At 61.8% G+C, this 18,772-nt stretch carries 19 protein-coding genes; 11 read left to right on the plus strand and 8 right to left on the minus strand.

Going from position 1 to position 18,772, the window contains the following annotated elements; genetic code table 11:
* The first annotated feature begins 3 nt into the window (after positions 1 to 3).
* A complete protein-coding gene (locus FEV16_RS03935) occupies positions 4 to 2,037 on the plus strand; it encodes an NAD(+) synthase (protein WP_138166255.1) in 2,034 nt (677 codons plus the stop codon).
* Between the two features lie 68 nt (positions 2,038 to 2,105).
* Here FEV16_RS03935 and FEV16_RS03940 read toward each other — a convergent pair whose 3' ends face one another.
* Positions 2,106 to 2,279 carry a DUF1328 domain-containing protein gene (locus FEV16_RS03940; protein ID WP_018408550.1) on the minus strand — a complete coding sequence of 58 codons (174 nt, stop codon included), beginning with the start codon at positions 2,277 to 2,279 and terminating at the stop codon, positions 2,106 to 2,108.
* Positions 2,280 to 2,430: 151 nt separating this feature from the next.
* On the opposite strand from FEV16_RS03940, the gene FEV16_RS03945 reads away from it, so the two are divergent.
* A complete protein-coding gene (locus tag FEV16_RS03945; RefSeq protein ID WP_246657156.1) occupies positions 2,431 to 3,111 on the plus strand; it encodes a DUF6629 family protein in 681 nt (226 codons plus the stop codon).
* Here FEV16_RS03945 and FEV16_RS03950 read toward each other — a convergent pair.
* Positions 3,108 to 3,974 (minus strand): D-amino-acid transaminase, encoded by an 867-nt coding sequence (locus FEV16_RS03950; protein WP_138166256.1) that lies wholly within the window; start codon positions 3,972 to 3,974, stop codon positions 3,108 to 3,110. The genes FEV16_RS03945 and FEV16_RS03950 overlap by 4 nt on opposite strands.
* 183 nt (positions 3,975 to 4,157) lie before the next feature.
* Between FEV16_RS03950 and FEV16_RS03955 the strand changes: the two genes are divergently transcribed.
* Entirely contained in the window at positions 4,158 to 5,558 is a 1,401-nt protein-coding gene (locus FEV16_RS03955) for a hypothetical protein (protein ID WP_138166257.1), read from the plus strand.
* Positions 5,559 to 5,566: 8 nt separating this feature from the next.
* On the plus strand, positions 5,567 to 6,598 hold the full coding sequence (locus FEV16_RS03960) for a M14 family metallopeptidase (protein ID WP_348639964.1): 1,032 nt from the start codon (positions 5,567 to 5,569) through the stop codon (positions 6,596 to 6,598).
* A gap of 18 nt (positions 6,599 to 6,616) precedes the next feature.
* On the opposite strand, the gene FEV16_RS03965 is transcribed toward FEV16_RS03960, so the two are convergent.
* The 3 genes from FEV16_RS03965 to FEV16_RS03975 all read right to left on the minus strand — a co-directional run bounded on the left by FEV16_RS03965 (position 6,617) and on the right by FEV16_RS03975 (position 8,214).
* On the minus strand, positions 6,617 to 6,988 hold the full coding sequence (locus tag FEV16_RS03965) for a copper-binding protein (protein ID WP_138166259.1): 372 nt from the start codon (positions 6,986 to 6,988) through the stop codon (positions 6,617 to 6,619).
* Positions 6,989 to 7,017: 29 nt separating this feature from the next.
* Positions 7,018 to 7,458 carry a four-helix bundle copper-binding protein gene (locus FEV16_RS03970; RefSeq protein ID WP_138166260.1) on the minus strand — a complete coding sequence of 147 codons (441 nt, stop codon included), beginning with the start codon at positions 7,456 to 7,458 and terminating at the stop codon, positions 7,018 to 7,020.
* A gap of 153 nt (positions 7,459 to 7,611) precedes the next feature.
* Positions 7,612 to 8,214, minus strand: a complete 603-nt coding sequence (locus FEV16_RS03975) for a DUF938 domain-containing protein (protein WP_138166261.1) — start codon at positions 8,212 to 8,214, stop codon at positions 7,612 to 7,614.
* Between the two features lie 284 nt (positions 8,215 to 8,498).
* On the opposite strand from FEV16_RS03975, the gene FEV16_RS03980 reads away from it, so the two are divergent.
* On the plus strand, positions 8,499 to 8,819 hold the full coding sequence (locus tag FEV16_RS03980; protein WP_138166262.1) for a hypothetical protein: 321 nt from the start codon (positions 8,499 to 8,501) through the stop codon (positions 8,817 to 8,819).
* Positions 8,820 to 8,834: 15 nt separating this feature from the next.
* Here FEV16_RS03980 and FEV16_RS03985 read toward each other — a convergent pair whose 3' ends face one another.
* Positions 8,835 to 9,800: an endonuclease/exonuclease/phosphatase family protein gene (locus FEV16_RS03985; protein ID WP_138166263.1), complete on the minus strand. Its 966-nt coding sequence runs from the start codon at positions 9,798 to 9,800 to the stop codon at positions 8,835 to 8,837.
* Between the two features lie 104 nt (positions 9,801 to 9,904).
* Here FEV16_RS03985 and FEV16_RS03990 point away from each other — a divergent pair, with 104 nt between their 5' ends.
* The 6 genes from FEV16_RS03990 (at position 9,905) to FEV16_RS04015 (ending at position 16,727) form a co-directional block, all read left to right on the plus strand.
* Complete coding sequence (locus tag FEV16_RS03990; RefSeq protein WP_138166264.1) at positions 9,905 to 10,594, plus strand: Crp/Fnr family transcriptional regulator; 690 nt, start codon at positions 9,905 to 9,907, stop codon at positions 10,592 to 10,594.
* Positions 10,595 to 10,696: 102 nt separating this feature from the next.
* Positions 10,697 to 11,101 carry a polysaccharide deacetylase gene (locus tag FEV16_RS03995; RefSeq protein ID WP_138166265.1) on the plus strand — a complete coding sequence of 135 codons (405 nt, stop codon included), beginning with the start codon at positions 10,697 to 10,699 and terminating at the stop codon, positions 11,099 to 11,101.
* 269 nt (positions 11,102 to 11,370) lie between these two features.
* Positions 11,371 to 12,747, plus strand: coding sequence for a tetratricopeptide repeat protein (locus FEV16_RS04000; protein WP_138166266.1), 1,377 nt, complete (start codon positions 11,371 to 11,373; stop codon positions 12,745 to 12,747).
* Between the two features lie 12 nt (positions 12,748 to 12,759).
* Positions 12,760 to 13,608 carry a FecR family protein gene (locus FEV16_RS04005; protein ID WP_138166267.1) on the plus strand — a complete coding sequence of 283 codons (849 nt, stop codon included), beginning with the start codon at positions 12,760 to 12,762 and terminating at the stop codon, positions 13,606 to 13,608.
* A 137-nt stretch (positions 13,609 to 13,745) separates the two neighbouring features.
* Positions 13,746 to 15,962, plus strand: coding sequence for an adenylate/guanylate cyclase domain-containing protein (locus FEV16_RS04010; RefSeq protein WP_138166268.1), 2,217 nt, complete (start codon positions 13,746 to 13,748; stop codon positions 15,960 to 15,962).
* Positions 15,963 to 16,040: 78 nt separating this feature from the next.
* The gene (locus FEV16_RS04015) at positions 16,041 to 16,727 is read left to right on the plus strand and encodes a hypothetical protein (protein ID WP_246657157.1); all 687 of its coding nucleotides are present in this window, start codon (positions 16,041 to 16,043) and stop codon (positions 16,725 to 16,727) included.
* Here FEV16_RS04015 and FEV16_RS04020 read toward each other — a convergent pair whose 3' ends face one another.
* Positions 16,728 to 18,290: a L,D-transpeptidase family protein gene (locus FEV16_RS04020; RefSeq protein WP_138166270.1), complete on the minus strand. Its 1,563-nt coding sequence runs from the start codon at positions 18,288 to 18,290 to the stop codon at positions 16,728 to 16,730.
* A 21-nt stretch (positions 18,291 to 18,311) separates the two neighbouring features.
* Positions 18,312 to 18,650 carry a hypothetical protein gene (locus tag FEV16_RS04025; RefSeq protein WP_138166272.1) on the minus strand — a complete coding sequence of 113 codons (339 nt, stop codon included), beginning with the start codon at positions 18,648 to 18,650 and terminating at the stop codon, positions 18,312 to 18,314.
* Positions 18,651 to 18,772: the final 122 nt, after the last annotated feature.

Raw genomic sequence — 18,772 nt, forward strand, 5'->3', positions numbered from 1 at the left:
TTCATGACCCATCCTTTCTATTGTTTGCACACGCATGGCTTTGTCCGAGTCGCTGTCGCGACGCCGCGCGTAAGAGTCGCCGACCCGGCTTTCAACGTTGCGCGAACGATCGAATCGGCCCGAGACGCCGATAAGCACGGCGCCTCGCTCGTGCTGTTTCCTGAGTTGGGAATATCCTCATATGCGATCGACGATCTCCTTCACCAGGAGGCGCTGGTCGATGCCGTCGAGGCGGCGCTCATTGAACTCGTCGAGGCTTCTCACGGCATTCATCCGCTGATCGTCGTCGGCGCGCCGCTGCGTCATCGCGGCCGTCTTTATAATTGCGCAATCGCGATCCTACGTGGCCGCGTGCTGGCCGTTACGCCGAAGGTCTATCTGCCGAACTATCGCGAATTTTACGAACACCGCCACTTCGCGTCTGGCGCTTTCCTCTCCGGCGAGGACATCGAGGTCGCTGGGCAACAGGCGCCTTTCGGCTCCGATATACTTCTCGAAGCGACGGATTTCCGGGGCCTCGTCATTCATATGGAGATTTGTGAAGACGTATGGGTTCCGATCCCGCCCTCGACGCGCGCTGCGCTCGCGGGAGCGACTGTGCTGCTGAATCTCTCTGCGTCTAACGCCATCATCGGCAAATCGGACTATCGCGAGACGCTCTGCGCCGCGCATTCGGCGCGCTGCCTTTCGGCCTATCTCTATTCAGCCGCAGGGCAGGGCGAGTCGACGACGGATCTCGCTTGGGACGGAGAAGCGTTGATCTGCGAGAAGGGCGATGTTCTCGCCAAGGCGCCGCGCTTTTCCGATGAACCGCAATTGACGCTCGCCGACGTAGATATCGGCCGGCTTCTCGCCGAACGGATGCGACAGGGGACATTCGGGGCCTGCGCCGATGTGGAGCAGGGCGCAACGGACTATCGCCGCGTCGCTTTCGAACTCGCTGCGACGTGCGACCGCGATCTTGGTTTTCTGCGCGAGGTGGCGCGTTTTCCGTTTGTCCCGGCTGACGAAACGCGACTCGCCGAGCTCTGCTTCGAAGCCTTCAACATACAGTCGCATGGTCTCGAACAACGACTGCGCGCCACGCAACTAAAAAAGGTGGTGATCGGCGTCTCTGGCGGACTCGATTCAACCCATGCGCTATTGGTGGCTGTGACGGCGATGGATGCGCTCGGCCTTCCGCGCGAAAATGTGCTTGGCTTCACTCTGCCGGCTCTCGCCACGACCGAACACACCAAGGCGAACGCATGGCGGTTGATGCGCGCTCTCGGCGTGACCGCGCAAGAGATCGATCTCACTGCCGCGTGCAAGCAGATGCTGATCGACATCGATCACCCGGCTGCGCGGGGCGAGGCGGTTTACGACGCAACTTACGAGAATGTGCAGGCGGGGGCGCGCACGTCGCTGCTGTTTCGTCTCGCCAATCGCTATGGGGCGCTGGTTATCGGCACGGGCGATCTCTCAGAGCTCGCGCTTGGTTGGTGCACTTATGGCGTCGGCGATCAGATGTCGCACTATAACGTCAACGCCTCGGTCCCCAAGACGCTCATCCAGCACCTCATCCGCTGGTGCGCCCGCGATGCGCGGTTTGGACCGGAGACGGTGACGGTGCTCGAGGACATTCTCGCGACCGAAATCTCCCCTGAGCTCGTGCCCGGCGAAACGAGCCAGCGGACGGAGGAGACGGTCGGACCATACGCTCTGCAGGATTTCAATCTCTATTACGCGACCCGATACGGATTTACGCCAGCGAAGATCGCCTTCCTTGCCTGGCGCGCGTGGCGCCATGCGGCCGCCGGATCATGGCCAGTAGGCATCGCCGAAAAAGACAAGGTCGCCTATGAGCTCTCAACGATCAAACATTGGCTCGGCGTTTTCGTGAAACGCTTTTTCGAGGGAAGCCAGTTCAAGCGGTCGGCGCTGCCGAACGGCCCAAAAGTCAGTTCGGGAGGATCGCTCTCACCACGAGGAGATTGGCGCGCGCCGTCGGACTCGGTGGCTGACGTATGGATGAATTCGCTCGACGATATTCCGTGAACAAGCACAAGGAAGCCGGCCGCTCCAAAAAGCGCCCGGCTCATCAACCTATGCGACATACGGGAACGTCAGGCGCGCCGGACAAGGCCGAGAACGACCGAGACCACTAGCAGAACCAGCGCGAGCCAGAACAATATGCGCGCCCCGTCTACCGCCACGCCCGCGACGCCTCCAAAGCCCAGAAAACCGGCGATGAGAGCGACGACCAGAAACACGACGGCCCAATACAGAAGGTTGCCCATTTTGACCTCCGCTTTCGAACTCACGTCCTAGAACGCGTCTGCTGCGAACATGTTCCGAAGCGGAAAAAAGGCGGGCGCTCCACGGCGCGCATTGCTCAGGTCTCGACGCTGTCACAATCCGCGTTAAAATAGTTCAAAGCATCCACGTCACATGCCCTTAGACGCTATGTGCTATTCGCTCGAGGCAAGCGTTACCGCTGGGCTCGGCCTGGGATTGGCCGGCTACGGCATGGTTTCAAAAGCGCTACGTCATGACCGGCGCATGTTGCTATTCGCCGCGTTTCCGCTGGTGTTCTCGGCGCACCAGTTCGTCGAAGCTGCGGTATGGCTTACGCGGAACGATCCCGTCGCCGGCCAACCGTTTCGCTATCTCTATACGCTGATCGCCTTTACGATGTGGCCCGTGCTGACGCCTTTCGCCGCAGCCTATGCGGAATCCAATTCGGAGCGAAAGAGTCTTTGGCTGACCATGGGCGGCGTAGGCTTCGTCCTAGCCGCTTATCTTACCGCCAAACTCGCCGGCGCCGACGGTATCGACCTGTCGGTATATCGGCATTCCCTCGCCTATGATCCGTTATTTGAGCGGCCGCCGCTCTTGGCGGATTTCCTCTATCTCGTACTCACGGTGACGCCGCTGATCTTCAGCGAGCGGAGGGCGATCAATGTTTTTGGCGTAGCGGTTTTGGCCACCTTCTTTGTGGCGCTCGCCGCCAATCGACCGGCTTGGTATTCCGTCTGGTGTCTCGCCGCCGCGGTGTTCAGCCTGGTGATCGCGTTTGCGATCGAAGAGGAGCGCAGCTCCGATTTCGAGGAGGCGGAAGTGCGACGCTAGCTACTCTGCGCCGCATTCGTCGCCCATTCGATATAAAGCGTTCGAAGCAGCCCACTCTTCTCGCCCGGCTTGCCTGACCCGATGGCGCGCCCGTCGATCGAGATCACTGGCAGTATGAGATTGGAGGCGCTCGTTAGAAAGGCTTCCTTCGCGTCATAGGCCTCGTCGACCGAGAAGCTGCGCTCTTCAACCATTAAACCTTCGCGCGCCGCGAGCGTTTGCACGACTTTGCGCGTACAGCCCGGGAGAATCTCGGCAGAGTTCGCACGGGTCACGAGCACGTCGGTCTTGGTGAGGATAAAGGCGGTTGAAGACGAACCTTCGGTCACGAAGCTATCGCGATCGACCATCCACGCTTCCTGGCAACCGGCCTCGAGCGCCGCCTGCTTCGCCAGCACCTGGGCAAGAAGCGCGACGCTTTTGATGTCTCGCCGAGCCCAGCGCAAGTCGGGAACAGTGATTACGTTGACCCCAGTGTCAGCGGCGATAGAGGCGATGATGTTCTTTCTTTGGGTGAAAGCGACGAGCGTCGGCGCCGTGTCTTGGGGGAAGCCGAAGTCGCGATCGCTGGCGGCGCCTCTGGTGATTTGCAGATAGACCAGTCCTTCGCTCAACCCGTTTCTCGCAACGAGTTCAGCCTCGACTTCCGCAATGTGCGTCATCGAAGGAGAATTCTCGATGCGCAGTTCGCGCAGAGATCGTGCAAGTCGGGAAAGATGCGCTTCATTGTCGATCAACCTCCCGTCGATGACGGCGGCGACCTCGTAAACCCCATCGGCGAAAAGGAAGCCGCGGTCGAGAATCGACACGCGCGCTTCGGCGATCGGGATGTAAGCTCCATTCACGTAAGCGATGTCAGGCAAGGTCGGCTCCGGCGAAGTCGCCCAAATCTACAGCAGCGCTTGCGGCTTGTCCTGCCGGCGCTCTCGGCTCTATCGATAAGGCGAGGGCTGCCTACATTAAAGTGATCTGCGGCGGATCGGCCCCGAGAGGGCTCCCTTCGCGACCCCTGGTCGCTGCCGCCGTTGCGCTCGAAAGGGGGATTCTTGGGCGAGGAGATCAAGACAACGGGCTTCACCCCGGCCGACAAGGCGCGCTTCGCCGGGCGCCTTGCAGAGGAGACCGATCTTGCCCGGACGCTCTATGAGCAGGACAAATTTTCGCGCGACGGCCACATGGTGGGTTTCGAAGTCGAGACCTGGATCGTCGATCACAATTACGCGCCCTCCTCGATCAACCAAGACGTCCTTGAGACTCTAAATCACCCGCTCGTCGTGCCGGAGTTGTCACGATTTAACCTCGAGTTGAATTGCGCGCCTTTCCGACTTGAAGGCGACGCGCTCACGCAAGCGCATGAGTCGCTGACGAGCCTCTGGGCGATGTGCAACGACGTCGCCCACCAGCTCGACGCCAATCTGGTGATGATCGGAACGCTGCCCACGATCCGCGACTCGGATCTCACTCTCGCCAATATGTCGCCGCTCAACCGCTATTATGCGCTGAACCAGGAGGTGCTGCGACTGCGCGGCGGTCAGCCGCTGCACGTCAATATCGCCGGTCGCGACCGCCTTGTCTCAGTACATAAGGACGTGATGCTCGAAGCGGCGACGACGTCGTTTCAGATTCATCTCAAAGCGCCGGCCGATCTGGCGCATCTCTATTACAACGCCTCCGTGGCGGCCTCGGGACCGATCCTCGCAGCCTGCGGCAACGCACCCTTCTTATTCGGCAAGGCGTTGTGGGAGGAAACGCGCATCCCGCTCTTCGAACAGGCGGTGAAAGTGCCGGGGCCGGCACGGGTCTGCATGGGCTCCGGCTATGCGGCTCGCTCACTTATCGAAATCTTTGAGGAGAATTTGCGCGACTATGACGTGCTTCTCCCGATGGCCTATGACGATCCGCCGGAGACGATGCGGCACCTGCGCCTGCACAACGGCGTGATCTGGCGCTGGAACCGCCCGTTGATCGGCTTCGATGAGAGTGGCGCCCCGCATTTGCGCATCGAGCATCGCATTCTGCCGTCGGGGCCGACCTTCATCGACATGATGGCGAACGCCGCGCTTTATCTCGGCCTCGCGCGCACCCTCGCGATGGCCGGAGATAGCGGCGCGGGAGGCCTCTCCTTCAACGACGCCAAGCGCAACTTCTATGCCGCGGCGCGTTTTGGCCTCGACGCGCAGCTCGAATGGCCGGGAGAGGGCGAAGTTGCAGCGGATCGTCTGCTGCTCGAGCGTCTCATTCCCGACGCTCGGAAAGGACTTCGAGACCTGGGCGTCGCAGAGGCGGATTTCCTCGATATCGTTGAGGCGCGGGTGCAAACACGCCAGACGGGGGCGGCTTGGCAGCGAAAAGCCCTTGAGGCGCGCGGCGGCGACCTTTATGGCCTGATGGCGGCCTATTGCGAGCGCCAGCGGAGCGGCGCGCCTGTCCATCAATGGGAAACATGAGGAGAACAGTGACTGACGCGCCTTGCGCCTTGCTCGACCGGCTGCCTGACGGATTTCTCGACTGCCCCGCCAATCGCCTGAAGGACATCCTGCCCCGTCCAACCCTGTTTGACCTTCCGGGCCGCGATCCCAAACCACTATTCGTTTCCACACTGCTGCACGGGAATGAGACGAGTGGTCTCGCCGCCGTGCAGGAAGTCTTGCGCCGGCGCCTCGCGCGCGGGCTTAATCGGTCGCTCATTCTGTTCATCGGCAATGTCGAAGCCGCAGCGCAGAATGTTCGCACGCTGCCGGGCCAGCGCGACTTCAATCGGGTATGGACCGGCACGGCTTTTCCCGACGATCCGCTCGCCCATATGGCGCGCTGGATTTACGATTACGTGAAGAAACGCGACGCCTTCGCCGCCGTCGACATCCACAATAACACCGGCTTCAATCCGCACTACAGTTGCATCAGCAAGCTCGAGCCGAAATATGTCGCGCTCGCGCAGCTGTTCTCGCGCCTCATCGTGCTTTTTCAGCGCCCGCGCGGCACCTGCGCAGCGGCCTTCTCGGAGCTTTGTCCGGCGATCACCGTTGAATGCGGCAAGTCAGAACTCGATGCGGGCGCTGCCCATGTCATCGAATTGCTCGAAGCCTGTTTCTCCATCACGCAGCTTCCCGACCACGCGCCAGCCTCGCATGATGTAGAATTGCTGCGCACATGCGCGATCGTTAAGGCGCCTGCGGGCGCAAGCTTCTCCTTTGATGGGACGCCCGCCGATTTTATCTTCCGTCCGGACATCGACCATCTCAACTTCAGCGAATTGGACGCAGGCGCCTCTTTCGGCGCGTTGGGCGACGAAGAGGCGCGTCTCGAAGTTCTGCCGGGTGACGGATTCGATACGCAGCCGATCAACTACTTCGATTATGCCGGCGGCAAGATCAGACTCGCACGTCCGGCGATCCCGGCGATGCTGACGGTCGACCGCCGCGCGGTTCAGCAGGACTGCCTCTGCTATTTGATGCACCGCATCGGTTTGGACGGCGTCGCTGAATAACGCTCACATAAAGGTGAGCTACGGTTTCTCCGGCTGAACATCCTCGATGATATACAGGCCCTTTGCGTCGCGGCTGATCGTGAATTTGATCTTCTTGCCCTTCGACAGCGTGGAGAGATCGACGGTCGGCGCGACGCGAAACGCCATCGTCATCGGCGACATTTCTAGGGGTCCAGAGACCGGCCCATGCGTGATCATGAGCTTTCGTTCGTCGGCGTCGATGGCCCGGACGACGCCCTCGCCGCGACCCGTCGTTTTTTCAACCTGGGCCACGACAATGCTCGAGCGCGAGGGATCGTCGGTCGTCGCGCCCGCTGAGGCGCCGCCAAATCCAGCGGAAAGGGCGGCGCAGGCCGCGACGCTCAAAATCCAAGGACGCTTGGTCTTCATTTGAGGTGCGGCCTCGCTTGCTGACGTCGCTAAACTTTACGGCACTCTTCGGCGCATTTCTGGCACGCCTTGCCGCAGGCCGTACATTCGGCGATCTTGGGAAACTTGTCGCATTGTTTCTTACAGTCCTCGCAAATCAGGGCGATTGTCTTCGCGAGCGGGCCAACATGCGAAGAATTGACCGCCGCCAGCGATGCGAGCGCGTTGCATGCCGCGACAAGCTGGAAGGAAGCGTCGGCACATTCAGTCATGCTCGTGTCTTTCATCGCGAACATGCCTAAACAGTGGCGAATGCAGTCATTGCCGGTGGACACGCATTCGATCGCGGCCTTTTCCAGATCCTTGTAAAGCGCCGGATGCATATCCTCCATTTTGGCTGCGCCGCCCGCTTGGCCGGCTTGAGCAAACGCTTGGCTGGCGGAGGCGACGGCGGCTGCGGTTCCGACGGCGATGAATTCGCGACGTTGCATGGTCTTTCTCCCAAGTGCTGCATTGACAGGTGAATCCCGAAGGGACCAGTTGGGGTTCCAGCAGGATGGCTGCGCTCATGTCATCTTAGAGTCTCGCGGACGCATTCGCGAACAGGACGTTCGTGTTGAAAGCTGTTGCGCACAGGCGTTTTGTCACGTGCGCCGAAAGATGACGCTGAGATTATTGGCGGGCATGTCTACGATTTGAGGCTCTCCAAACCCTTTCTCGCGTGCGCAGGCCGCGACATCTTCAATATCTCGGACTCCCCATGCGGCGTTGCGAGCGCGAAGGCTCGCGTCGAACTCGGCGTTGCTCGGCGCGCTATGCGCTCCGCCGCGCCTGTATGGACCGTATAGATAGAGCGGCGCTCTCGCCGGCAAGGTCCTGCCTGCGCCTGCAAACAAGGCCTCCGTGGCGCTCCACGGCGAGATGTGCGTCATGTTGATGCAGATGATGGCGTCAGCGGCGCTGATGGGCCAAGGGCTCTCTTCGACGTCGAGCGCGAGCGGCGCAGGCGCATTGGCGACTCCACTCGCGGCGATCCACGCCGAGATGCTTTCGCGCGCTTCGGGACTCGGATCGGACGGGCAGAACGTGAGTTGGGTGAAATTCGCCGCGAAAAAAGTGACATGTTCGCCAGCGCCGCTTGCAATTTCGAGCGTCAAGCCCTTCGCGGGCAGAACGTTGCGAAGCACCCCGAGAATTGGTTCGCGGTTGCGAGCGGTCGATGGCGCGAAGATGCGCTTGTCGTTCATGTTGCTCTCTTTCTAGCACGAGCAACGCCCGTGCAGGAGCATTAGCGTTGTTTGGTCGCGGTCTCATGACGTAAAGGCTGAATTGCGGAACGCGCTCGCGTCGCCCACAGTAGAGCGGCTGGCGGATGTGCGACAGAGTCCGAGTTCACGAAACGACGCCCTTCCGAGGCATGAAATTTGATGCGCGTCATCGGCGCAGGCGGAAGTCTGAGAGGTCGTATTCAAGAAACGCGCCCGTCGCCCTGGCGTATCGCTCGCCAGTTTGACCGCCAATGAGGGCCTGCATGTCACAAATCTTCGAGCTTGTGGCCTCAGGCCATCGGACGTTTGTCGTATTGGCGACGCTCGGCCTCCCAGGACAACCTCCGCGCCGTTTCACGAAAGAAGAGGCGGTGATCCTGTCGCGGGCCCTCAATTCCGTCGTAAACGGCGATCGTCGTGAGCAGCAGATTTATATGAGCCCTATCGCCAGCGACCATGATTTCGAGGCGAACGTCGAACAGAGCGGCATTGTCGTCTCATTGGAATGTCACGCGGACGTCAGACTGGATTGGAGCGAAACGCGCGCCTTGGCCGAAGAATTGAGAGCGTTTGCGTCTCAGTAATCGAAGGCGCTTGGGTCAGCTTCTGACAAGTTCAAACCGCGCAACCACCGGCGCGTGAAGCGACCCTTCGACGAATTCCTCGGCATAGACTTCGTCTTGAAGTCCTTCGTTCAAGATCGTCGTTTTGCGCCAGGCCGCCGCAAGCGCTGGCGAAGCGAGAAGATGGTCGATCAGCGTGGGACGGCCGGCGTGAATGACCGTGAAGCGACGCCCCGGTTCGACGCGTTCTTCCAAGGGGATGAGAACCCGCGCTCCCGTCGCGCCTTCATCTCCACCGCCGCGCAGGAGTCTCGTCGGCGCATCATGCTCGTCGGCGTTGAAGTCGCCGGCGATCGCGATCAACGCCTCCGGCTCCGCGTCAAACAGAGTCTCGGCGAACAGCCGAGCCTCCAGCGCCTGACCCTCGCGCTTGAGGGCCGCCACAAACTGGCCCTCAATTTGCGCGCGGCTCGAGCCACAGCCGCGCGCCGTCGCCACAGGGAACGCCCGAGGCGCGCGCAGATGCAGGTTGACGATGTGGATTACGCCGCCCTGGGGTAGCTCGATCGCCGCATAGAGCAGGGGCCTGTCCCAGACGATGTCCACGGGTTCCGGCTGCGAGCCGTCGGCATCGCGCGGCGGCGGCCAGGCCCACGGCGCGACAATGTCATGATGGATCTGACGTCGCACGCGCATTGGCCATCGCGAAAGGATCGCCAGGTTATGCACGTCGGCCGGGGCCTCGCCGCCCGGCCTCACCGTCATTGCTCGATGAAATGGCGCATAGCCGGTCGTCGCGAGCAATTGATCGAGCGCGATATACTGGCGTGCGTCGTGCTTATGAACCCTCTGCGCATGGATTTCCTGCAGGCACAAAATATCGGCGTCGAGCGCCTCGAGCAGCGGGCGCAGCGCATCGGCTCGGCGCGCGAAGTCGTTAGGCTTAGTCGCCGACCAATCAAGATTTTCGAGGTTGAACGTCGCGAGGCGAAATGCTGGCATCGCTCATCATCGCTGGAAGAGTCGGCCTCCGCCAGCAGAATGCGCCTCGACGGGGCCGACGTTTAGCGGCAATATCCGCGTTATTTCCAATTTGGGAGTGAAACGTGTCCCTTTTTGACGGCATTCCTTTTTTTGCTGGCCTTGATCCCGCGCGCGGCGAGCAGTTCGCGCGCCAATGCGCGCGCAAACGATACGCCGAACATGAATTAGTCCTCGACTTCGACGATCCCTCCACGGACGTTTATTTCATCGTCAGCGGCGACGTTCGAGTTCTAATTCGAACCGCAGCCGGCAAGGAAATGATCTTTGGCGACTTCGGACCGGGCAAATTCTTCGGCGAGATGGCGGCGATCGACGGCGCCAAGCGCTCCGCAAACGTAACCGCGCTCACCAATGCGGAACTCCTGCTGGTGCCGCCAACAGTCTTCAAGGAAATCGTGTTCGGCGAGCCGGAAATCTGCGAGCGGCTGTTACGCTTGCTGACGTCGCGCGTCCGGGAGCTGAATACCCGCCTCTTCGAACGTTCGGTGCTCGACCTCAAGCATCGCCTTTATTCCGAATTATTGCGCATGTCGGCGCCGCGTAAAGGTTCGCCGGAGCAGTCGATCGTTTCGCCCCCGCCCTTCCAGCACGATCTCGCCGCCCGGATCGGCTGTCGGCGCGAACAGGTCAGCCGCGAACTCTCTGCGATGATCGACGAGGGCTTGGCGGAAAAAATCCGTGGCGGACTTGTACTTATACGCCCCTCAGTCCTCGAGAAAAGGGTCCAGGACGCGCTTAACGAAGCCGAATGAGGCGTGTGCGCTCTCGCACAAACGGAGGATGAAGCTCCCGCTAACGTCGTTACAGTTGCCGGAAAGGTGAAAAGCCCCGGCAGGAACGACTGGGAGAGGTTAATGATTCCCGAACTGACGCCTATCGAGCGTTGCGCCGAGATGGCTGGTTTGCGCAGTTATGAAATCGTTTTGGGCGTGAGCCCGAGCGATAAGCACCAGCGGATGCTCGCTCGCTATCGGCGAAATCTATCGGTTGACGCGGCCCGCCGCCGACTCGTCGCCGACATCCGTAATGCGGTCAAGATCGGCGCCCCGCGTCGCGCCGCCGACTTGCTGATCGTGCTGCGCTGGCTGCTCTCGTCCGACGCGTCTTGTGACGGTACGCGAGCCACCTCGCGTCCGCGCCGTCGTGTCTTGTCGGCGGGACGCCGCAGAAGCGCGACGCCGTCATCGGCGACTGAAATGAAAGCCGTCGGAGGCGGCGACGTCGTCTATCTCTTCGACGGCGGACGCCGTCGCGGCTAAGCGCGTTCGACCTGTGGTTTCGCGGCAACACCGATAATGTGTTTTGTCCGCAGCTTCAGGTCGGATTGCAGCGCAGGATGGGGGCAAGTCTTTGTGGAAACAAGTGAATTCGCGGCGCCGGGCTCGGGCCTGAGCCGCGCGCTAGCTCGCCGCTCGCTTGCCACCCCATTCCGCATGAGTCACCGTTCAATTGACGGTCTGACCCTGGCGCGCCGTTATTTCCGATTCTTCGGAGTCTGCCATTGATGCGTTTAAGGAGCTTGCTATCCGTGTTCGCGTGCAGAGCGGCGCCAGCCCTCGCGGTGGCGCTGCTTGCCGCCTTCGCCCTTTTAGGTCCGGCCTTGGCGCAGGAACCGGCCTTGGCGCAGGAAGACGCTCGCGCCGAGCGGGAGCGCCTCGCGGCCCATATTCAAAATAATCCGACCGATTATCAGGCGACGTATCGTTACGTTTTGCTTTCGACGGAGGCGCGCGACTACGAGGCGGGAATAGGCGCGCTTGAGCGTCTGCTAATGTTCAATCCCAACCTCGCTCGCGCCCGCAAGGAACTCGGTTTTCTCTATGCGCGGCTTGGCTCCTATGGGGTCTCGGCCCAGCACTTGCGCAAAGCGCTCGCCGAGGAGGGGCTCGATCCGGTTCAGGCCGCTCAGATCGAAGCGCAATTGCCGGACATCGAAAAACGCACTCAAGCCAGCAGGCTCTACGTGCGAATACACGCCGGTCTGCGTGCACAAACCAACGCGAATTTCTTCCCGACCAATAATCTGCTTCAAGCGGGCGGCGTTGGCGTCGCGTCGACCGCCTCGCGCCAGGGGGACGTCAACGCCTTCCAGTTGGTGCAGGCCGCCCACGATCTCGATTTTCAGAACGCCCGAGGCGACCAATTTGAAACGCGGGTGACAGGTTACGCCACCGAACAGTTTCGTCTGCCGCAATATAGCGTCGTCCTGTTCGCGGGCACCGTGGGACCCCGTATTCACATTGCGCCCGATCTCCATCCGGGTCTGTCGATCAAGCCGTATCTGACGGGCGCGACGTCGATGCTCGGTTCGACCAACTATATCAACGCCGGCGGCGGCGGCGTAAGTTTTGGCGCGCAGGTCAATCCGGACTTTTGGCTCGAGCCCGGCGCCGAATGGCGCGCGCTCTGGGTCAACCCTCTGCCAAGCGGCTTTGGCTTTCTGCCCACATTGCCGTCGTCAACCATCTCGACATTGGCGACCGGCGACGTTGTCACCGGCTATGTGGGCAGCACATACAGGCTGACGGAAATGCTGCGACTCGAGGGTCGAGTCGCCTATTCCCGCGCCTGGGCTGGCCTTGCTCAACAGTCCTCTAATCAGGTGGACGTTCAAGCGATGATTCGGTTCGAGCTTGATCCGCCGTTCGAAATCATTCCGCGCAAATGGACCGTGGCGCCTTACGGCCGCTTCACGCATCTTGCCTTTGACGCCGCCAATCCTTTGATCAATCCATTCATTGCGCGACGCGACGCCGCATGGATCGGCGGCCTGATGGTCGACTTGCCGATCACCGCCAATTTCGGCTTCGCCGGCAATGTCGAATATGCCCGCAACGGCTCAAATCTGCCGAACTTCAAAACTGAGAACTTTTCTGTCTCCTTCGGGCCGACGGCGAAGTTCTGACGGAGGCGATCGATGAGAAAGCTCCTCTCGGCCGTAACAATCGCTCTTACGCTCATCGCAGCGCCGGCATTCGCCGAGAAGGTCGGAAACGTCGGAGCGGTCAATCAATCGGCGCATGGCACCCCGCCAGGCGCGGCGAAGCGCTCGCTTTCCGTCGGCCTTGGCGTCCAGAAACGTGAACGCATCGAGACGAGTCCGGAGGGCAGCGCGCAGATCGTCTTCAACGATACGTCAACGATGACCGTTGGACGCAACAGCGCCGTCACTGTCGATGATTTCGTCTATTCCGGTGGTCGCGGGCAACAGGGCGTGTCGCTCGCGAAAGGCGTGATGCGCTTTGTCGGCGGCGGCGTCAGCCACGAAGGCGGCGCGCGGCTTCGGACGCCGACGGCGTCGATCGGCGTGCGCGGCGGAACCGCGATGGTCCAAGTTACTTCAGCCGGCACGCTCGTCGTGCATCAATATGGCGTCACCCAGGTTGGGGGACAGACTCTCACGCAGGCCGGGTATGGCGTGTTTGTTTCAAACAACGGACAAGTGTCGGAGCCTTTCCTCGTTCCACCGGAAACAATTGCTCAAATGATCGCGGCTCTGGAGAGCGGGAAAAAGCAGCATGGCGGCGCCAAGCACACGCCGACGAGCGAAGAAGCGAATCTCATGCTCGGCGGAGCGCCTCCTCAGAATATCGTGAGTTCGCCGGGCCTCGACGCTCTCGGCCCGATGTGGGCCGGCAACGCGATCGTGCAGAGCCAAACCAATGTCCAAAATCAGCCCGCTACAACTCCGGCGCCGGTGGTTCAGCAGCAAAGCGTCGATCCTACGCCTCCTCCTCCGGATCCTCCCTACTGCCACGGCCATTGACCTGGATTGTAGCGGCCGAGTCGCGGCCCGCGTTGGGGTTCTGATGGTTGCGCTGGAAGGACCGGCTAGTTAGTGCTGCCTCGTCGTAGCCTCACCCGTATAAGGGGGCGGCGGCGTGACCGCCATTTGAGGTGCAGATGTTGAAACGGCGTCGCGCCTATCTACTCGCGCTTCTCGCCGCCGCGGCTCTCGTTCTCCCCTGGGGCCTCGTTCAGCCTCGAGCGCTCGACGATCTGCGCAACTTCGTCTTCGACAGCTTTCAGCGCCTCGCGCCGCGCGCCTATGATCCGGAGGCGCCGACGCGCGTCGTCGGCGTCGATGAGAAAAGCCTCAAAGCTTATGGGCAATGGCCTTGGCCGCGCGCGCGACTGGCCGAACTCGTCGACCGGCTGCGCGAGTTGGGCGCGGCCTCCATCGCCTTCGACTTCATTTTCGCGGAGGCCGATCGCGCCGGAGCCTCCCAGCTCGTCGATGTGATTCCCGACGCGCGCGCCCGCGCCGAGGTGTCGAGGCTCGTCGCCAAAACGCCGAGCGGCGATCAGATTTTCGCTCAGGCGTTGACGCAGGCGCCGGCGACGCTCGGCGTGACGCTGACGGACTCGGTTGTCGCGCCGCTGCCGGCGAAGTCGGGAATAGTAATTGCCGGCGACGATCCGGCGCCCTTCCTTGTCGCTTTCGCCGGCGCGGTCGGCCCCGAGCGGCGCCTCGTTGACGCCGCGCAGGGGCTTGGGGCCACGAATTGGCTGCCCGATCGCGATCAGGTCGTTCGCCGGGTGCCGCTCGTGACGCGCGCCGGCGACGTTCTCGTGCCATCGCTGGCGCTTGAGGCTTTACGCATCGCGCAGGGCGAACAGGCCATCGTCATCCGCTCTTCGAACGCCAGCGGCCAAACGGCATTCGGCAAGCAAACGGGCGTGAACGCCGTAAAGGTCGGCGCATTCGAAATTGAAACCGGCCCCAGCGCAGAGGTTCGCCCGCGCTATTCGCATAGCGCCGCGGCGCGAGACATTTCCGCGAAGGATGTGCTCGAGGGTCGCGTGGGACGCGACGAAATCGATGGACGCATCATTTTCGTCGGCGCGCTGGCGACGGGACTTGGCGACGTCCGCGCGACGCCTCTGGAGCCGGTCGTCCCTGGCGTCGACGTGCATGCGCAGATCGTCGAGTCGATCGCTTCGGGCGCGCTGCTTGCGCGACCGGACTGGGCGCCGGGACTCGAATTCGTCGTCGCCGCGCTCGCCTTCCTACTGATTATGGGCCTGCTCTATGTTGCGCCGCCGCTTGCTTCGGCGGCCGTCGCGCCGCTCGCCGTCATTGGCCTCTTCGCTGGAGCTTTCTATCTGTTCGATCGTCGCGGGGTTCTTCTTGATCCGGCCTATCCGAGCCTCGCCATCATCGGCGGCTATCTCTTCGGCGCCGTGACGCTCTGGCGCGCTGAAACGTCGGCGCGCCGCCACGTGCGGCAGGCCTTCGGCAAATTCGTCGCGCCCGCCGTCGTCGATCGACTCGCCGAACATCCTGAGCGCCTGGTGCTCGGCGGCGAGACGCGCGAATTGACGGTGCTCTTTTCCGACCTGCGCAATTTTTCCCGCATTTCGGAGGGCATGAGCGCGCGCGAACTCACGCAGTTCATGAACGACTATCTGACGCCGATGACCGACGCCATTCTCGAACAGGAGGGCACTGTCGACAAATATATGGGCGACGCGGTGCTCGCCTTCTGGAACGCGCCGCTCGACATCGACGACCACCCGCGGAGGGCGGTTCGGGCCGCCCTGATGATGCGCGCGGCGCTCATGGATCTCAACAGGCGCCGCGCCGAGGCCGCGGCGGCGGCTGGCCGCGAGGCTCAGCCGGCGGCCATGGGCCTCGGACTCCATCTCGGGCCTTGCAGCGTCGGCAATATGGGATCGATCCGCCGCTTCGACTATTCGATCCTCGGCGACACGGTGAACCTCGCGTCGCGGCTGGAGGGGGCGAGCAAGGCCTTTCAGACGGATATTGTGGCGTCCAGCGCCGTGCGGGACGCGGTGCCCGATTTCGCCTGGATTGATCTTGGGTGGGTCCGCGTTCTTGGCAAAACCGAGGCGACTCAAGTTTTTGCGTTGGCCGGCGACGGCGGTGCGGCGGGTTCCGATTCGTATGTGCGATGGCGCAAGGCGCATGACCTCATGCGCGAGGACTATGAATCAGGCCAATTCGAGGTCGCCGCCGAGCGCGCTTCGACATTGGCCCGGTCGGTTCCCGAACCGTGGCCCGCGCTCTATGTCGCTTTGGAGGAACGATATCTGACGCTGGCGCGGGAAGGTTTGCAGGATAACTGGTCTTCGGTATGGAATCTTTCGAGCAAGTGACGTCTTCGTCTGAGCGCGACTGTTGTCCTGCCGCAATTCGCACGCCTTATAGATTTCTCTCAGGATCGCTACTCGCGCATGATCTCAAATCCGATACAGACTTATTGGGGCCTGATAGCATCTCGTCACGACCCCGACGCTTTTGCGGTCCTCGATACCGCCTACCGCGAATCCCAGCGCGGATATCATGATTGGAGCCATATCGGCGATCTGCTGGCGAAGCTCGATTACTTTAAGGCGCTCGCCGTACGGCCAGACCTGATCGCCGCGGCAATCTTCTGGCACGATGTCGTCTATGTGACCCGCGACAGCGAAGGTCTGCTTCGCCCCGACGCTGAAAACGTCCGCGCCAGCGCAGCGCTCTTTGAGAGTCACGCCAAGTTCAACGAAACGGATGCGGCGGCCATTCATGATTTGATCATGGCGACAGCCGATCATCTCGATGCGCGCGCGACGATCGAGCGCTATCCAGGTTTTACGAACGATCTCGATCTTTTTCTTGATCTCGATCTCTCCTCGCTCGGCGCGCCTTGGCCCGCATTCGAGCAAAATCTTGAGCGGCTTCGTTTCGAATACGCCTGGGTGCCGGAGCCGCTTTTTTGCCTCGGACGACTGCAGATGATCGACACTTTCGCCGCGCGCGGAGATGCGCTCTACAGACGCGACGAGACCAGAAAGCTTTGGAATAACCGCGCACATGAGAACCTTGCGCGCGCCCAGGAGGAATTGCGCCGGGAAGTCGCGCGGCTTGCCTCGTCGGCCTAGCTACAAAGTGAGCGCTTCGCGCACCTTCGCCGAATAGCCGTAGAGATCGTCGTAGAGCCTTAGTCCGCCAGCGGCGTCGACGACAGCGGTGAAATATTCGACGTGCACCGGAATAGGTTTGGCGAGATTGATGCGGCGCTCCTTTTCCCCGATCATGGCCTTCAGCCGCTTTTCGTCGTAATCCGGGCGTCCGAGCACTTCTTCCGCAAGCTTGAACGGATCTTGAACGCGCACGCAGCCGTGGCTGAACGCCCGCTTGGCGCGAGCGAAGAGTTTCTTTTGCGGCGTGTCGTGCATGTAGATCAGAAGATCGTTGGGGAACACGAATTTCACTCGACCGAGCGCATTCTTCTCGCCGGGCGGCTGCTGAACGATCGGACGACCATGGCTGTAGGTCACCTTATATCCGTGCGCCCGGAGTCGTGAGAGCTTGCCGCCTGTCTTGGGCGCCAGCTCGTTCTCGATGATCGACTCGGGAACGTTCCAGGTCGGATTGATGATGATGTAACGCATCACGTCCGAGAAAACGGGCGTCGGGGTCTGTTTCTTCCCGACGATAACGCGCGCGCGCTGCACAAGTTGATTGTCGCGCGTGAATGTCATCTCAAATTGTGGGATGTTCACTTCCAGTCGCGTCGCGCCCATTTCACGCGGCTCCCAACGCCACCGCTCCATATTGGCGATGATCTCCGCCTCAACGCGCTTCGCCTTGGCTTGGGAAAGCGACGCAAAATTCGTGATGGGTCTCGTGTCCGAGGCGCGCGCCGCGCTCGCCTCGCGCTTTGGATGGACGCGCGCCGCGCGCAGTTCGGCGAGCGTCTCGCGCAAGGCGGCATAGGCCGGCTGCGGCGGATTGAATGCGGCAAGTCGCGCGCCGGCCTCACCTCCAGCGCCCGCGACAGCGTCGAGCGCTTGGGCCGGTTTTGCAACTTTCGGGCGCTCCTCGATCTCGGAGGAGATCGCTGCGGGATCGACCCTGGAGCCGCTTGCCTGCGCCGCATAGTCGGCGACGGCCTCGGATAGGGCGAGTTCGGCTGCGGCGCTCCAATCAGACGCTTCGGCGGGCGCCCTGACGTTCAAACCGTCGCGGGCGGCGTCGTGAACGGTTTGTGCCGCGCTTTTCGCCGATGGGGAGAAACCATTCGCCGCGCGCCAAAGCGGCGCATAGTCGTGCTTCTTGTAAAAAGCAGCGATTTCCGATCGCCGGGCTCGGCGGTCAGGCTGCGCTTCCTCATTCGCCCAATTGCGCAACGTGTCGTTGATAGCTTGGCGCGCGTCGGTCGCTTGCTGCTCATCAATTCGCCGGCGTTCCTCGGCCCGCTGGCGCTCGTCGATCTGCCGCTGCTCTTCGCTGCGCTGTTGCTCATCAATTCCATGCTGCGCGTCGGCTGGAGATTGGTCGGACGGTTCGCGCTCCATCGCCGGCGGCGCTTTCCGTTCGATGTCCGTGGCGGGGGGCGCATCGCTCTGGGGGCTCGACATTTGCGCCATTCCCGGGCCAGCGAGCAGGACGGCTAGAACGGCGAGCGGGGCGACCTGGCTGCGGAGCGATACGCGAAACATGACTCGAAACTCCTGTGACTCTTACAGGGCCTTTCGGCAGACGAAACGGATGGTCTGTCCGCGCACGCCATAGCCTTCGTCAGTCTCCACGGTGACGCCGTGACAGTTCTGCGCGGGATCTGACTGCGCGACGCTCGTCGACTCTTGCCAGTCGATCGGAAGGATGAAGGGCGCGACCGGCGAGGCGTCGGCGACGACGCGAGCAGCCTGGCCTTCTGGCGTCTTAATGAGGAGGGCCTTTGCGGCGGTGAAGCCGACGTTAGCGACGAGAATTGCAAAGGCGATCCTCATGGCCAACGCGATGGGCGCCGGTCGTGAAGCGAAGCTGGATTTGGCGATGCCGTTCATTGTGTTGTTCATGGCGACTTCCCGTCGAACTGTTCTGGCGCTAGGTCTGTTCCGCTCCCTTGAGCGGATAATCGACCCTAGAGCGCCCTCGAGGGGGTCGCGGTGCGCTGGCGCACGCGGCGCCAGATGCGAAA

Origin of the sequence: Methylocystis sp. B8 (genome assembly GCF_005771425.1) — a bacterium.
Taxonomy (GTDB): domain Bacteria; phylum Pseudomonadota; class Alphaproteobacteria; order Rhizobiales; family Beijerinckiaceae; genus Methylocystis.